Here is a 16,243-nt window from a genome sequence, read left to right on the forward strand (position 1 = left end):
TGATAGAAAGGAGGAGTTACAGTGCGTGTAAGGATTATAGAACCTACTTTAAAAACTGAAAAAATAAAGAAAAAAGTATGTGCTTATGCAAGAGTTTCAACTGATAGTGAAAAGCAAGAAGAATCTTTAGAAAATCAAATACAATATTATGAAAATCTTATATCAACTAATCCAGAATATGAATTTATAGGAGTGTTTGCAGATAGAGGAATAACAGGGACTACTGAAGAACGACCGGAATTCCAAAGTATGATGAACTTTTGTAGACAAGGAAAGATAGACTTAATTGTTACTAAATCAATATCTAGATTTGCAAGGAATACTGCTATAGTTTTGGAAACTGTAAGACAACTGAAATTACTAAACATAGAAGTGAGGTTTGAAAAAGAAAATGTAAATACTTTGTCAGGGGATGGTGAGTTAATGCTTACTGTCCTCTCTTCTTTTGCCCAAGAAGAAAGTAAAAATGTAAGTGATAACATCAAATGGAGAATGAGAAAGAAGTTTCAGCAAGGAGAAATGATTATAAATACTAAAAGATTTTTGGGGTATGACAAGGATGAGTATGGAGATTTAGTGATAAATCCTAAAGAGGCTGAGGTAGTAAAAAGAATTTTTAATGAATACTTAAATGGAAAAGGATGTTTTACAATTGCAAAAGGACTTAGAGAAGAAGGAGTTCCTACAGTTGCCGGTGGAACATGGAGAGACAGTACTATTTTAAGAATACTAAAAAATGAGAAATACAAAGGGGATGCATTACTTCAAAAATATTATACATCAGATCATTTAAGAAAAAAGAAAGTTAAGAATAACGGAGAAGTTGAGAGCTATTATATTGAAGATGATCATGTGCCAATAGTTTCAAGAGAAGAATGGGAAACTGTTCAAGAAGAAATTAAAAAGAGAGCAAAGAAAAAGGGGATTATTTTAGGAGATACAAAAAAGTATAAGAGAAGATATCAACTAACAGGAATGCTTTACTGCAGTAAATGTGGTTCTAGCTTAAGAAGAAGAACCTGGAATACTAAACATTCTTGCAAAAAGATAGTATGGCAGTGTAGCAACTACGTTAAAAATGGAAAGAATGCTTGCAGGGGAACTTCAATAGATGATGAGGTTATAAGCAAGCTTAATATAAAGGAAGAAACTGTAGTAAAGGAGGAATTTAGAAATGGCAAGAAGTATTACAGTTATACCAGCAAGATCCAACAGAACCAACATAGTACAATCGGCAAAGTCACAGAAAAAGAGAATGGCTGCATATTGCAGGGTATCAACAGACCAAGTAGAACAGTTATCAAGCTATGAAGCACAGGTAAATTATTATACTAATTTTATAAATAATAGTTCCGAATATGAAATGGTAAAAGTTTATGCGGATGAAGGAATTTCAGGAACTAACACAAAAAAGAGAGAACAATTTAATGAAATGATTAGAGATTGCAAGGCAGGAAAAATAGATGTAATTATAACAAAATCAATATCAAGATTTGCCCGTAATACCTTGGATTGTTTAAATTATGTAAGAACCCTTAAGGAACTTGGCATTGGAGTCATTTTTGAAAAGGAAAATATAAATACATTAGATGCTAAAGGAGAGGTACTAATTTCCATTTTAGCAAGTTTGGCTCAAGATGAAAGTCGCTCAATTTCTGAGAATTCAACATGGGGAATAAGAAGGAGATTTGAACAAGGAAAGCTTCATATAAACCATAAAAAGTTTTTAGGATATACTAAAGATGAGGAAGGTAATCTTATAATAGATGAAAAACAAGCCAAGATTGTAAGAAGAATTTATAAGGATTACCTTGATGGAAAAGGTACAAATAGAATAGCAAAAGAATTTGAAGAAGAAGGAATTAAAGGTTGGAATGGAAAAGCTAAATGGTATGAAAGCACTATAAGAGGAATATTAACAAATGAAAAATACAAGGGAGATGCACTACTGCAAAAAACTTACACAGTAGATTTTCTTACCAAGAAAAGGTCAGAAAACAATGGGGAAGTTCCACAGTATTATGTGGAGGAAAGTCACCCAGCAATTATAGATAAAGAAATGTGGGAGGCAGTACAACTCGAGATGGAGAGAAGAAGAATTTTTGCTAAAGAACATGATATTGTAAAAGTAGATTATGCTACAGTAACAAATCCTTTTGCAGGAAAAGTTATTTGCGGATACTGCGGCAGTGTTTTTGGAAGAAAGGTTTGGAACTCCACAAATGAATTACGCAGGAGAATTGTTTGGAGATGCAATAAAAGATATATTAAAAAAGGTAAGAAGGGCTGTAATAATAAACATATAAATGATAAGGTTTTATACCAAGCCTTCATAGATACCTTCAATGCTATGATTGAAAATAAAGATTACTTCATGGAGAAGTGGAAGGAACATTTAAAAAGTGACAATGTTTTAGTTAGATATAAGGCAAAGCAATTCATTGATATTTTAAAAAATGCAAAACCAATAAAAGAATTTAAAGAGGATTTATTTTTTAGGATAGTGGAGAAGATGACTGTGTTTAATGGAGAGAAGATTATTGTAAGTTTGCTTGATGGGACGGAGATTGAGGTTGTAATTGAATAATGTCTATAAAAATAGCCGATTAAGGTGTTAATTGCACTTTTGTTGGCTATTTCTTTATTTTGGTAATACAATATTTAGAAATATGATAATGGAATATTTTATATTAGAAAAATAAGATATATAATATTATTTATTACTTAAAGATATTATAAAACATTTATATGTTTAAAGAATAATTTGTATGAATTATGATATTGGAGGAGATAACTATGGCAAAGAAAAAAAAAGAAAGACGCGTTGATTTTAGTCAAGATGAAATGGTAAAAAAGTCTAGAATGGAGAGCAGAACTAAATTTATAGATACATTTAAAAGAATATGTGAAATGTATGATATTAATCCATTAGATTTTAAGGTGGATGAAACAAAAGAAAAAAGCGGATTTTTTTTCACACCTGAATGTTCTGAACTATTAGCATCATTAATAAGACATCATGCAGATAATCCATTAGCTAGGAAAAACCCAGATAAAAGCAAAATAACTGCTACAGCAGTTGGAATGTATAACAATTTGATGATTAAAGACATTGATACTGAACTGAATGATATATTCCGTAAGTTAGTATATACAATGCCAGCGCATATGGTTTCACAAGAGATAGCTAATTGGACCAAACCTTTAGTAAGGCAGCTTACCTATTTTTTAATTAATATTACTACATTGGGAAATGAAAATGTAGGGGCAGCACTAAGGGTATTCACTAAAAAACTTGATGAAATGAATTATAATTTATTTAGAGGCAATTATGCTGTTCAAATGGCTAGAGATATAAATTCAGAGCAATTTCAAGAAGATGATGATGAGCGTCTTGAAATTAATAAACTTTTGGATAAACAAAATTTAAGCATAGATAAACTGATTGCAAATATGATTAAATGGTTTGATGTGTATGCAAAAGATATTAGGGATAAAGGTTTTCCAGATTTAGTAGATTTTCTTAGAGAGCAAAATAGCATGTATGGACTCATAGGAATAGAGAAGACATTAACAAATGCAGATGGAAAAGAATTGTTTAAAGACATAAAAAATCCATCAGATGAAGAGCTAAGAGCAGCTTATTATTCATTGATGATTGAACCTTGTCTAGATGAGGGGAGATTAAAAAATAATGAATTTGTGATGAATCATTATAGAGAAAAAGTAGCAGAATGGAAACCAATAACTGATAAAATATTAGCTAGTGAGTTTAGAGAGCCAAGTGAACTGACAATTGAAAAAAAGAAAGAGATTCTCAAGCAAAATATACAAATAATTAAGAGTGATCTTGCAGCACATGAAGAAGAATTAGAAAGGTTAGAACTGTTGGATGAGGATGAGCCTAAAAATGAATTTTTAGAAAAACTTCAGAAAGATTATATTGAATATTGCAAAGAATCAGACAAGGAATATAAAGATTTATATAATATTGTAGATATCTTTGTTGGGCAGGCATTAAATGAGTTTATAAAATAATAATGCAAGATATTTAAATAATTCCTACATTATAAATAGACAGTCGTTTTCTTGCTAAAATATAACTATATCAAACAGTAAAAGGAGGAGTTTTAAATGGAAAAAGCAACAATTTTATCCACAATGTACGAATCATCAGATTCTATTGAGATGCAGGGAAAAAGAAAAGATATTGAGAAATATCTTAATGCCGGATATTATATCAAAGAAGATAGAAATGGGTATTGGGTTCTAGTAAAAGCGGCACAGTTAAATGTAACTCTTAATAATTCTTCTTGTACAAGGACATATAATATGAAGGCAGATGTATGCGACTATTATGGGAAGAAACGTATTTCTCAATCATTAACTGATAGATTTACGCAAGACATTGAAGATGGGAAAATAAGTATATATATGAATTCAGAAGGGAATTATTCATTAAAGTAAAACTATATTCAATAATAAAAGAGAAAACTTTGGTTTTATCTTTTATTATTGAATGGAAGGTATCACTAGTTGATGTTATATATAGATTTAATTAAATAGGTAAGGTTAAAGATAGAGCCAATTAAGATGAAATAAATTCATTTTAATTGGCCCTATTTTATTTGGATGATTTTAAATATATGAAAAATATTATAATTATATAAGAAATATAATTATAATAAAATAAAAATATATAAAAAATAATATTGACATATACACAATAAATATAATATATTAATTACATATTAAACATATATTTCAAGAAGGTGAATTTTATGGGCGAAAGTAAACATGATAAATTTGTAAGAATAGCTGAAAATAGAACAAATAAAATAATTGATATGATTAGACTTTTAGGAAATTGCTCTAATAAGGTGGTGTACGAATATAGCGATGAAGATGCTAAGGCAATATTTAATGCTATAGAGTGTGAATTAAAGAATGCTAAGAACAAATTTCAAGATAATGAATTAAAAGAAAGTAAATTTAAATTGAGGTGATTTGTATGGAAATAGGTTGGAAGTTCCCAGAAAATAATTTTGGATCTTTAACGGGCATTAGCGAAGCTGGGATTGAAACATTTAGAGCAAATATATATAATTCATTGGCTCGTGAGATATGTCAGAATTCCTTAGATGCACGTTTGAAAGATGATGAACCGGTTAAAGTAGATTTTCAAAAGATATACATTTATAAAAATAATCTGCCAGGATATAATGATTTTTCAGATATATGGACAAAATGTTTAGATTTTTGGATCGCAAGAAATAATAAAAAAGCAGTTGATTTTTTAAAAAATGGAAGTAAAGTTTTGGATAAAGAAAAGTTGTGTGTATTGAGAATAAGCGATTTCAATACAACAGGTCTTACTGGTTCAGACAAAGAATATGATATTACGCCTTGGCAAAATCTTGTGAAATCATCCGGCGTTTCAGATAAAGGTGATTCCGATGGAGGTAGTTTTGGCATAGGAAAATCAGCACCATATGCTTGTTCTAATTTAAGGACTTTGTTTTATAGTACTTTTGATAAAGATGGTCTTTGTGCTACACAAGGTGTTTCAAAACTTGTTTCTTTTAAAAACGATGAAGGAAATATCACTCAAGGTATTGGATATTTTGGACAAACATCTAGAAATTCAGCAATTAACTATGAACTTGGCATTGATCCTACATATTCTAGAGGAAATAATACAGGAACAGATATATATGTAATGGGATTTATTGATGAAGAAGAATGGAAAACTGAAATTGTTAAATCAATTTTAGAAGGGTTCTTGGTTGCTATTTATAACAACAAAATAGTTATTAAAGTTGGGGATATTGAAATATCACAGAAAACTCTTCCGCTTGTTCTAAATGATTATAAAAATGATATTAAATGGACTTATAATTATTATCGTGCTTTAACTGAAGGGGAAACTTTTAATACTGATTTTTCTGGTTTGGGTGAAATAGAATTAAAGGTGTTAATATCTCCAGAATTACATCGAAGGGCCTTATTGTGTCGAAGTAGTGGAATGAAAATATTTGATAAGGCTAATATATCAAGTACTATACCATTTGCTGCAATACTAACTTTAAAAGGTATAGAAGTTAATAAATTTTTTAGAGAAATGGAAACACCACAGCATAATGCTTGGGAGCCAGGTTTTCATTCAGATAAAAAGAGGGCTAAAAAAATAAGAACTGAATTATTCCGGTATATAAAAGAAGTTGTAATACAGATGGGAAGAAATGAAGCAACTGATGAAATAGATGCTGATGGTGTTGGCGAATATTTGCCTGACGAGTTATTTATAGTACAAGATCAAAATCAAAATGATAAAGAGGAAACTATTACAGACAAAACAAAGAATATAGAAATTGAGGTTGTTGAAAAGGTTAAGATACCTAAAGGAATATCAAAAATAAATGGAGATTCCTTAGATGAGGAAATAGATGCGTATGGAAATATAGCAATTGATGGCGGTGATATTGACGGTACAGCGAGGACTCATCAAGGAAGAAGAAACAATAGTTCTGGTGGTAATGGTACACCTACAGGTGCAACCGGAAAGATTGATGGAACTAATACGATTAAAAAATGGGTAGAGATAGGATCAGTTCAAACTCGACTTTTCAACACAGGTATAAAACCTAATGAATATAAATTGGTATTAACACCAGAAAAAAATGCTCAGAAAGGATATGTAATGGTAAAACTTTCTGGTGAACAGAGTAATTTTAATGCTTCAATAAAATCAGCAAAATTAGAATCGAATAGAAATCAAAACTTACACTGTGCAGATGGAAAGATATTTCTAAATTCTTTTATTGAGAAACAAAAAATATCAATAATATTTGAGCTAGAATATGTAGAAAGTTGCTCAATGGAGGTGGCTTTATATGGATATTCGTTATAAGTTATATCCTTATCCAGTACTTAGTCCTTTTTCGGATGATTACATAGATTGTTCATTTATCTCTGATATAAAAGTTGTGCGAGACATACGAGATATTGTTATTAAAATGAATGTGCTTATGGATAATGCTGAATTACAAAATCTTATTAAGTTAAATAAAGCTGAGTATTTATTCCATATTGAGTGCTCACAAACATCATATCGTTCTATACTTAAAACATGTAATACTGAAAATATAAAAAGAATAGCTGAATCAAAATTAAATGGTAAAGTATCTATATGTTCGTTTATAGTTGCTAAAGAAAATATTCCCAATTATATGAATTCTAGGTTAAATAAAGATTATGGAAATATGATGTTTAATATTTCAAAAGGTAGCATATTAGGGATTGGTGGACAAACTAATATTGATATAACAAAAGAAATGGATGAGATATCAAAGATACCTTCAATATTTTCAATTTTAAGAAGAGATGCTAATGATAATGAGGGAATGCAAATAGACATTAATGGGGATAAAATCAAGATTTGGCTCTCAAATGAGGATTTTTATAATTATAAAAATGTTTGCAATAGACCTTCTTATCTTCCAGTGTTACATTCAATGATTATCATGCCTGCTTTACTTTATGCATTTGAAATATTAAAGCAAAATGGTACAGATGAATATGAAAGTTATAGATGGTATAAATCTATCGATAGGACTTTAAAAAAATCTGAATTGAGTTTGGATAGCGAATGTTTAGAAAATATTCCTACATATAAGCTTTCACAAAAATTATTAGATTTACCAATTAAAAGGGCATTATCTTCAATGGTAAGTATAGGAGAGGAGGACGAAGAAGTATGAAATTGTATTTTTTAAAACAAGACGCACTAGATACACTTCGAGGTAATTTAGAAACAAATGCAAAAAAATATATGAATCAAACTAATGATTGGATAATAGATTTTTTTGACAGAGAATCTCCTTTTGTGGAATATAAAAAAGAAGTTGATGAATTTACATTGGATATGTCAAGTGATAAGCCTAATACAACTGACCTTGAAAATGTTAAACGAATATATACTGCAATGAAAACGTTAAGTGAAACAGATGCGAGCGATGAGAGATTATGGGCTGGGTTAGCACATGGGCAACTGTGGGAATTTATGCGCTATAGATGGCAGTATGATAAAGAGATTCCTATTGCAAGAAATATTGAAACACGTTATATGTTTGGTTATGGTATAAGAGCTAGTAATTATCGTAATACACTTTCTAAATTATGGTGGGTAGGCAGATTAACATATGATGAAACCAGAAAAAATCATTTTGAGTTAACAGAAGTATTAAAAAGAGATTTTACAACAAGAGTTAATGATTTACTTTATAGTAATATGTATTCAGCAAATCCTATGATTTGTAGGAGTTTTTTGTCTGCTATAAAGTTTCATGAAGATAGAGGGGCTTCTGTAAATGGAGATATTTTTAGAAAAGCAACACAGTATTTAAATGTTCTTGGAGGTACATATATTCTAGATTATTTTGATGAAGATGCTTTGAAAGAAAAAATTATAAATGAAATTTATCGTTTGCTTGGAGAAAAACAAATTGTATCTAATAACAACAATGTCGAAAAGGGAAAAGAAACAAGTGAAGTGTTAAATGGAGATGCAAATTTCACAGTATCAACGATTAAAAATAATAATGTTGTCCAAATTAAAATGTCGCAAATTATAGTTGATAAACATAAATTCCATATAGAACCACACATAGGTAAAGTCAATGCACTAATTGAATATTATCAAAAGCATAAAACTTTAGACAAACCAATCATAGTTATTGAAAATGAAGATAAATATCTACTGCATGATAAATATCTTAGGTATTATGTGGCAAAAAAATTAGGATTGTCAACAATAGATGCAATTGTTCAATTCAATAAAATAGTATCATAATTATAAAAATTACATAGTAAAGATAAAGAATAAATAGCAAGAATTAAAGTATTTAAACAACTCCTTGACAAATACCAAATTTAGAGTAATTACTAGATTACTATTTGTTAAGGAGGAATAGCAAGATGACGAATGAGGAAAGAGATCAAATAATATTATTGAGATGCCAGGGTTTAAGTTATGAGAAGATATCAAAAGCATTAGGATTGAAGAGGGATACAATTAGGGCGTTTTGTAAAAGAAATGGTCTTAATGGTCAAGCAGCTGATATTAAAGAATCACATAAAAAAATAGTTATTGATGAATTCACATACAAGATTTGCCTTTATTGTGGGAAAAAACTTGAGCAAAAACAAACAGGACGAAGAAAAAAATACTGTAGTATAGAATGTAAAAGAGAATGGGAAAAAGGGCATAGAAAAATATATATTCTTAAATGCCAATATTGTGGCAAAGACTATGAGTCTAAAGGATTTAAAAATCGAAAATATTGTAGCCATGAGTGCTATATTCGAGATAGGTTTTGGAGAGAAGAAGATGCTGCTGAGATTGTAAGAAAATTATTTAAAAGAGAAAGTATTCCTTCAATACCTAAATGGGTAAAAGATTTATTGCTTAAAACAAATGATGAGTAAAATTTTACTAGGGTAAAAAATAGTATTGAAAAGCCTTAGGGTTAGAATATGAGAAGTTAGTGTTTAGCCGAAAGTAGTTTTAAAGTTATAATTTCTAGCTTATTTTAATAAAATTTTTTATTTATAAGGCAATAATACATTAAAGAAGGATTGAATTTGTTACACTTTTTAGTTCGACCCCCATTAAATGCTAAAGACCCCCGAAAAAAATATGCTTTTTGTGCGAAAATGTATTTACGGCTTGTCTACACACATGTGGAGACGGTTGTTAAGCTAGTAAAGAAATAGGCTGATATCAAAGGCTTTGAAGGATTTTAAGTGAATATTGAAGTGTGTTTTATGTTCCCTCAGACTACGGTTTGAGGGAATTTTTTGGTTAGGGGGTTGAACAAATACTCAAAACTAAGTATATTTGCGTTAAGGTTTAGGTTTTGAGTATTTGTTTATGTGATAGAAGAAAAACGTACCTCTTGCCTCTACCATAAGGGGAGCATACCAAATTTTAATCTAAGAGTTTTTGGTAAAAAAGGTTAATGGAAATCGAAATAATATCTATTTCCTTCTATATAAGAAACAGACACATAATTTCTTCCATAATTCGTTAAGTCGGACATTGTAATTCTATGATTAGGAGATACGCCAATTCGTCTTCTTAAATAATATCCAAGAGTTGATTTGTCTCCATCTGATGAAATTTGTTTTGGACAAACTATGCCGTTAATCTCTTGAGTTCCTTCAAGCAAACATTGAATAACAGTACCATCGTCCCATTCAGTAATAATTGGACTTCCTTGTGAAGGAAAAAAATTAGGATTTGATCTTAAAAAGTGAGTAGTCAATGCTATATATGCATCGGCTAGGCATGTATGTCCATATGAAAATCCCCAATTCAAACCGGCTTGTTGCTGTACTGTGTTGTATTTAATGCTATATAATTCTAAATCAGGCATAATAACCACTTCCTTCCTTATATTAAATATTACATTATGCCTAATAAGTTGTCAATGTGTAAAAAATTAAAGTTAATAGACAAGGGATGATGAAACCTATTCTCGCAATTTCGAGTGAAGAGGTTTTTATAATTATTAAAGAATATTAAAAACAAAATAAAAAGTTTCAGAATGGAAATATTTTATATACCAGCGAAAATACTTGAGTAAATTAATAAAAAGATGTATAGTAAATGAGTGTAATTATTTATTTTTATAAATTAGTAACATATTGGAGTGAGAAAATGGAGGTAAGCTATAATAAATTATGGAAATTACTAATTGATAGGCATATTAATAAAAGTAATTTGAGACTATTAACTGGTATTGGAACAAATACACTTGCAAAACTTAGTAAAAACCAACAAGTTAGTATGGATGTATTGATGAAAATTTGTACCAAGTTAGATTGTGATATTTCAGACATATGTGAATTTGTAAAAAACGACTAAAGAAAAAAACGGAGGAAGATATTGTGAATGCTATAGATTTATTTGCAGGTTGTGGAGGACTGTCTAAAGGCTTTTTAGATGCAGGGTATAAGATTATCGTAGGTGTTGATAATGATCAAGCAGCACTTAATACATTTGCAGCAAATCATGATGGAGCAGAAGGATTAAATGCTGATTTATCAGAACAAGAAACATTTGATGAGATAAAAAGAATAGCAGGAGAAAGAAGTATAGATGTCGTGATCGCAGGACCACCATGTCAAGGATTTTCATTGTCAGGACCAAGAAATTTTGATGATGAACGCAATAAATTGTATTTAGCTGTTATTGAGATGGTAAGACAATATAAACCCAAAGGCTTTATTATCGAAAATGTTCCAGGTATGGCTACTCTTTATGACGGTCAGATAAAAGATGAAATTTTAAAAAGGTTTGATGACATGGGGTATAACATACAATGTAAAATTTTATGCGCTGCTGATTATGGTGTTCCTCAGATGAGGAAGAGGTTAATATTTATGGGGGTAAGAAAGGATATAGGGCAGCCTGTTTTTCCTGAGCCTATATTTACACCTGATAATTATAGAACATGCAGAGATGCTATTAGTGATTTACCTTCACGTGAAAATGAGCTAGGAACAGAAGAAGATTCTTATTCATGTGAGCCACAAACAGAATATCAAAAACTTATGAGAAAGAATAGTACTATATTACATAATCATGTAGCTACTAATCATACCCAGATGGTAAAAGATACAATTGCACTTGTTCCAGAAGGTGGAAATTATAAAGATTTGCCTAAAGGTTGGGGAGAAAGTAGAAAATTTAATGAGGCGTGGACCAGATATCATGGAAATAAGCCGTCGAAAACAATAGACACTGGGCACAGAAACCATTTCCATTATCAATACAATAGAGTGCCAACTATAAGAGAAAATGCTAGGTTACAATCATTTCCTGATGATTTTATATTTACAGGTACAAGGACACAACAAAATAGGCAGGTAGGAAATGCTGTGCCACCATTATTAGGATATTACTTAGCAATACAACTAAAAAAGATTATAGAAGGTAGTGAAAAATGAAGAAGGTAAATACAATTGATTTATTTGCAGGCTGTGGAGGACTAATGGATGGTTTTGAACAGTCTGGGCATTACAACACAGTGGCAGCAGTGGAATGGGAAAGCGCACAATGTAATAATTTGAAGAAGCGATTATTAGAAAAGTGGAAGTATTTGAATGCAGATAAACGTGTTTTGCGATTTGATATTCAGAGAACTGATGAATTAATTAATGGTTGGGATGACGATGAATATGGAAAAGCACAGGGGCTAGATAAGTTGGTGGAAGAAGCTGGAGGAATTGACTTGATAATTGGAGGGCCGCCTTGTCAAGCATATTCAATAGCAGGTAGGGTTCGAGATGAACATGGAATGAAAAATGACTATCGCAATTACCTTTTTGAAAGCTATTTGCGTGTAGTAAAGAAATATAAGCCTAAAGCTTTTGTGTTTGAAAATGTGCCTGGGATATTAAGTGCTCATCCAGGTGATAGACCTATTATAGAAGAAATAAAAGAAAGTTTCCATGAAGCAGGATACTTAGTGCTACCAGACTTAAAAAATGCAATTATTGATTTTACAGACTATGGAGTTCCCCAGAATAGAAAAAGAATAATAATATTAGGGTTAAGTGAATCAGAATACAGTGATAATTGTCAGTTGATGTTGGAGGAATTTTATACAAAAATCTTACCATCATATAAGGTAGATAAAAAGTTAACCTCATATGATGCAATTGGTGATCTTCCTAAATTATATCCTATAAAAGATGAAGTGAAATATCAGGGAAAAAAACTATCTCATTCATTACCAGAACCATTTGTTGAAAATCATATTCCAAGATGGCATAGTAAAAGAGATATAGATATTTTTAGAGAACTAGAAAAGGATATAGAGACTGGAGTAAATAAATATTCATCAACTGAAGCATTAAAAAAATTGTATACTGAAAAGACAGGAAGACAATCTAATGTACATAAATATCATGTAATAAAATGGGATAGACCAAGTAATTTAATACCTGCACATTTATATAAAGATGGATTAAGGCATATCCATCCGGACTCAGAACAAGCTAGGACTTTGACGGTTAGAGAGGCAGCTAGGCTTCAAACATTTGATGATGATTATGTATTTATTGGAAGCCAAGCAGATCAATATAAAATGATAGGAAATGCAGTGCCACCGTTATTTGCTAAATGTCTTGGAAATGCAATTTATGATTTATTGAATATTTATAAAAAATAAAGAATTTAAGTATTATGGGAGGATATTTATGGCATATACAGCTAAGGATGCAAGTAAAACTTTGTTTCGTTACTTAAATATAACTGAGCAGAGTATTAAATTCATTGAAAATACTCATAAGAGGGGCTTTATTTATAATACAGCAAGTGGAGAGCAATGTGTAATTTTTATATATCCAATAAGCCACAAAGCAGATGATTCAAAAAACTTTTTTGATACAAGAGATAGTGGAGCTTATGAGAGAGGAATAACATGGAACTATGCATTACAAAACAAAATGAAATACTTTTGTTTTGCAGTTCATGATGAAGTAACCCGTTATAAGGATTATATATTTAGTTTAGAGTGCAACGAAAAGACTGTTGAAGAGGTTTCAGGCACGAAAGGTGGAGTCAGAGCCGGAAGTGGTACGCAAGTAGTAATTCCGAATGATTATGTACCACATAAAGCATTTGATAGGATTCTTACAAAAAACGGATTTTTTATTTCTGTTATTTATAAGGACAGCATTTTTGATTATATGGAAAAATATGATAATCGCCCTTATTTATTAGATGACAAATTGATAGATTTGTCATCTGTTGAACATTCAGTTCAATCTGAAAATGTTGAAAATAATTTTGACAAAGTTGACCGAGTATCCGGTGGCTCTAATACTTTATTGTATGGAGTTCCAGGTTCGGGTAAAAGTTGGACAATACAACATGAATATTGTAATGATGAAAGTGTTATGGAACGATTAGTATTTCATCCAGATTATACATACTCTGATTTTGTTGGACAAATTTTACCAAAAGTAGATAATGATGATGATGGTAAGGTAAGCTATGTTTTCACACCGGGACCATTTACAACACTTTTAAGAGAAGCATATATCCACCCAGACAAGGAATATTTCCTTGTAATTGAGGAAATCAACCGTGGAAATGCACCAGCTATATTTGGTGAGGTATTCCAATTACTTGATAGAAAAATGGTGATTCAAGACAAAGACGATGATGGATATCCCATTGGCACAAGTGAGTATTCGATTACCAATGTTGATATTGCAAAGGTAGTATATAAGGATTCAAAGCACAAGGTGCGTATCCCATCTAATATGTCAATTATTGGAACAATGAATACTTCTGACCAAAATGTATTTACTTTAGATACTGCATTTCAACGTAGATGGAATATGCGTTTAATAGAAAATAGCTTTGAAAATGTAAATGTTGAATTTTCTAATCACAAAATATTGGATACAACGGTAACATGGAAAAGATTTTGTACAGCAATTAATGAAATTATTCTTGATAAGAATGTTAGAATGACTTCATCTGAGGACAAGCGTTTAGGAACTTATTTTGTTCATTTACAAGATTTTATTTATGATAATGATGCTGATAATACCAATCTTGATAAATTTACTCGTGCTAAGGCAAATAGAAATAATAGGAGATTTCCTGAAAAAGTAATTAAATATCTTTGGGATGATGCATTTAAATTTTCGCGTGAAGAAATTTTTGAGGTTGATCAGTATAATAGTTTAGAGGCTATAATTAGAAAATTTATGCAGGAAAAAGGAAATTCACGTTTTTTAATATTTAAGCAAAATGTGTTTGATGCTATTGTTATTGATTCAAATGGGCAGAACCAGTAAGGTGGTGACATAATATGGACAAGGATTCAGAAATTAAAAAACGTTGCCACATAAATACAAATGAAGAAGGAGATCGTTTTGTAGGCATCAAAGCAGATTCTGATGATGCAGTAGTGTATTTTCCAATTGGTTATCAACTACCAGAAAAAGATGCTGAAATAAGGCGAGATATTAAACATTTATTTCAAGTACTATCTGAATTTACGGAGAAAAAAGATCGTGTACTTGCTATGAATAAGTTTGAAGCACCCCAGTTTGTAGACTTCCCTATAAATGCATATTTAGAAGTAATTAATTATTATATGGATAAAAATGGAGCTTATTATGCAGAGACAGAACCTATGTTCAAAACAAGTACCCGTGGAAACATGGATTGGGCTAAAACATTTCGTGACCAAAAGCCACTTATACAACCTAATGGGTCACCTGTTTATACTCAGTTTACAGTAAGGACATCAACACCTAATGACAATAAATTGATAACACATATACACAGGTATTGTGTTTATGAAAGTTTTGAAAAATTGGGATGGCTCTATGTGCCAAATATGCCGGAACCACCACAAATTCCACTTAATGTTAAACGATTTATTATTATTTTGAATGATAAATTGGCACATACAAACAATGATAAGGATAAAAGGCTTTTTAAAGCCATGAAGGATATGCTTGAGTATATAGACGAGAAAACATCTGAAAAACAATTTTATTTTGGCACTGAATACTTCGAGACTGTATGGGAAAAGCTACTAGACAGAGTTTTTGGCGAAAAAAACAAACAAGATTTTTTTCCAAAGACACATTGGACGCTGCGATATGGAAAATATAAGGGTAAAGATAAGTATCCATTAGAGCCAGATAGCATAATGATATACAAAGGCAAATATTATGTATTGGACGCAAAGTACTATCGTTATGGAATAACTGGAGAACCTAAGGATTTACCAAATTCTTCATCTATAAATAAACAAATTACTTATGGAGAATATATACAGAGACAGCGCAATTTATCAAATGAATCACTTTTTAATGCTTTTATAATGCCATATAATATGGCTAATAATTACTTTGGCTTATCAGAACCATTTGGAAATATTGGTGAAGCAGTTGGTGAATGGAAAACAAATAAACTCAACTATGAGAGAATTCAAGGAATAGTCGTTGATACTCGCTATTTGATGTATCACTATAGAGGGAATCCACAAAAGAGTATAGAGGCATTGTCACAATCTATAGAAGAGACTTTTACTACAAAAAACGAAGTAGCAGCAAAAGCTAAAGAAGAGATATTGATGACAAATGAACAAGTAGCATGTACATAAGATAATAAGACCTTTGATCTATAGAAAAAATCTAGTAGACC

At 30.6% G+C, this 16,243-nt stretch carries 15 protein-coding genes; 14 read left to right on the forward strand and 1 reads right to left on the reverse strand.

The features are described from left to right. Positions 1-21: 21 nt before the first annotated feature. The 9 genes from QOZ93_RS08185 (at position 22) to QOZ93_RS08225 (ending at position 9,486) form a co-directional block, all read left to right on the forward strand. Entirely contained in the window at positions 22-1,311 is a 1,290-nt protein-coding gene (locus QOZ93_RS08185) for a recombinase family protein (RefSeq protein WP_307355825.1), read from the forward strand. Continuing rightward, the gene (locus tag QOZ93_RS08190; protein WP_307355857.1) at positions 1,256-2,587 is read left to right on the forward strand and encodes a recombinase family protein; all 1,332 of its coding nucleotides are present in this window, start codon (positions 1,256-1,258) and stop codon (positions 2,585-2,587) included. The genes QOZ93_RS08185 and QOZ93_RS08190 overlap by 56 nt, the downstream gene beginning before the upstream one ends. Positions 2,588-2,796: 209 nt before the next feature. Continuing rightward, positions 2,797-4,038 carry a hypothetical protein gene (locus tag QOZ93_RS08195; protein ID WP_307355827.1) on the forward strand — a complete coding sequence of 414 codons (1,242 nt, stop codon included), beginning with the start codon at positions 2,797-2,799 and terminating at the stop codon, positions 4,036-4,038. Positions 4,039-4,134: 96 nt separating this feature from the next. Further along, positions 4,135-4,467 carry a hypothetical protein gene (locus QOZ93_RS08200; RefSeq protein ID WP_307355828.1) on the forward strand — a complete coding sequence of 111 codons (333 nt, stop codon included), beginning with the start codon at positions 4,135-4,137 and terminating at the stop codon, positions 4,465-4,467. A 314-nt stretch (positions 4,468-4,781) separates the two neighbouring features. Continuing rightward, positions 4,782-5,006: a hypothetical protein gene (locus QOZ93_RS08205; protein WP_307355829.1), complete on the forward strand. Its 225-nt coding sequence runs from the start codon at positions 4,782-4,784 to the stop codon at positions 5,004-5,006. Between the two features lie 5 nt (positions 5,007-5,011). Beyond that, on the forward strand, positions 5,012-6,910 hold the full coding sequence (locus tag QOZ93_RS08210) for a hypothetical protein (protein ID WP_307355831.1): 1,899 nt from the start codon (positions 5,012-5,014) through the stop codon (positions 6,908-6,910). Continuing rightward, entirely contained in the window at positions 6,894-7,760 is an 867-nt protein-coding gene (locus tag QOZ93_RS08215) for a hypothetical protein (protein WP_307355832.1), read from the forward strand. The genes QOZ93_RS08210 and QOZ93_RS08215 overlap by 17 nt, the downstream gene beginning before the upstream one ends. Next, positions 7,757-8,851, forward strand: a complete 1,095-nt coding sequence (locus QOZ93_RS08220; protein ID WP_307355833.1) for a DUF6339 family protein — start codon at positions 7,757-7,759, stop codon at positions 8,849-8,851. The genes QOZ93_RS08215 and QOZ93_RS08220 overlap by 4 nt, the downstream gene beginning before the upstream one ends. A gap of 125 nt (positions 8,852-8,976) precedes the next feature. Continuing rightward, entirely contained in the window at positions 8,977-9,486 is a 510-nt protein-coding gene (locus tag QOZ93_RS08225; RefSeq protein ID WP_307355834.1) for a helix-turn-helix domain-containing protein, read from the forward strand. Between the two features lie 530 nt (positions 9,487-10,016). Here the strand turns inward: QOZ93_RS08225 and QOZ93_RS08230 are convergent. Next, on the reverse strand, positions 10,017-10,436 hold the full coding sequence (locus tag QOZ93_RS08230; protein ID WP_307355835.1) for a phospholipase D-like domain-containing protein: 420 nt from the start codon (positions 10,434-10,436) through the stop codon (positions 10,017-10,019). A gap of 284 nt (positions 10,437-10,720) precedes the next feature. Between QOZ93_RS08230 and QOZ93_RS08235 the strand changes: the two genes are divergently transcribed. From QOZ93_RS08235 to QOZ93_RS08255, 5 genes are read left to right on the forward strand one after another with little or no spacing between them, the layout of a single operon-like run. Further along, entirely contained in the window at positions 10,721-10,927 is a 207-nt protein-coding gene (locus tag QOZ93_RS08235; RefSeq protein ID WP_076236842.1) for a helix-turn-helix domain-containing protein, read from the forward strand. Between the two features lie 23 nt (positions 10,928-10,950). Continuing rightward, a complete protein-coding gene (locus tag QOZ93_RS08240; RefSeq protein WP_307355836.1) occupies positions 10,951-12,012 on the forward strand; it encodes a DNA cytosine methyltransferase in 1,062 nt (353 codons plus the stop codon). Beyond that, positions 12,009-13,238 (forward strand): DNA cytosine methyltransferase, encoded by a 1,230-nt coding sequence (locus tag QOZ93_RS08245; protein ID WP_307355838.1) that lies wholly within the window; start codon positions 12,009-12,011, stop codon positions 13,236-13,238. Before QOZ93_RS08240 ends, QOZ93_RS08245 begins: the two co-directional genes overlap by 4 nt. A gap of 28 nt (positions 13,239-13,266) precedes the next feature. After that, positions 13,267-14,880 (forward strand): McrB family protein, encoded by a 1,614-nt coding sequence (locus QOZ93_RS08250; protein WP_307355839.1) that lies wholly within the window; start codon positions 13,267-13,269, stop codon positions 14,878-14,880. A 14-nt stretch (positions 14,881-14,894) separates the two neighbouring features. Next, on the forward strand, positions 14,895-16,202 hold the full coding sequence (locus QOZ93_RS08255; protein WP_307355840.1) for an LlaJI family restriction endonuclease: 1,308 nt from the start codon (positions 14,895-14,897) through the stop codon (positions 16,200-16,202). Positions 16,203-16,243 lie beyond the last annotated feature (41 nt).

The sequence above is a fragment of the Hathewaya limosa genome (assembly GCF_030815255.1).
Classification (GTDB): Bacteria; Bacillota; Clostridia; order Clostridiales; family Clostridiaceae; genus Hathewaya; species Hathewaya limosa.